Raw genomic sequence first — 673 nt, 5'->3', positions numbered from 1 at the left:
GCCCTGGAGAACTTCATCCTGGGGTTCCGGTTGGGGATGCGCCTGGCCATTGAATCCCTGGACGAGGACGACGGCAGTCTGTCCGCCCTCCCAGAAGGGCGGTGACAGAGATGGCAAAACGCAGAGCCAACGGGGAGGGGAACCTCCGAAAACGGAAGGACGGCCGCTGGGAGGGCCGGTACACCGCCGGCCACGACCCGGAGACGGGGAAGGCCATCTACCGGAACGTCCTGGGACGGACCCAGACGGAGGCCAGAGCCAAACTGAAGCAGGCTATTGAGGAAGCAAAGATCGTAGATCAGACAAAAGCCAAGAAATACACCGTGGGGGAGTGGATGGACATCTGGTTCGAGAACTACGCCAAGGTAAAGGTTCGGCCCTCCTCCCACCAGACCTACCGTGGGTACATCGACAACCACATCAAGCCCAACATCGGGGAGATTCCCCTTGGAAAGCTATCCTCTCTGGATCTACAGAAGCTCTACAAAAAGCTACTCAGCAGCGGTCGAGTGGAGCGGATCGAGAGCAAGAAACAGAGCAAGGGCCTGAGCCCCAAGACGGTGAGGAACCTGCACCAGATCATTGCCTCGGCCATGAAGCTGGCCAAGGAGCAGAAGCTCATCGCCACAGACCCCACAGACGGCTGCGCCCTGCCCAAAGTGGAGCACAGAGA

1 pseudogene is annotated in these 673 nt (G+C 59.6%); it reads left to right on the top strand.

From position 1 onward, the window contains the following. Positions 1 to 110: 110 nt before the first annotated feature. Positions 111 to 673, top strand: a pseudogene (locus B5F19_RS16890) (site-specific integrase); the annotation flags it as partial.

It is taken from the genome of Pseudoflavonifractor sp. An184 (genome assembly GCF_002160305.1).
Taxonomy (GTDB): Bacteria; Bacillota; Clostridia; order Oscillospirales; family Oscillospiraceae; genus Lawsonibacter; species Lawsonibacter pullicola.
This window is presented reverse-complemented; position numbering and strand designations above follow the sequence as displayed.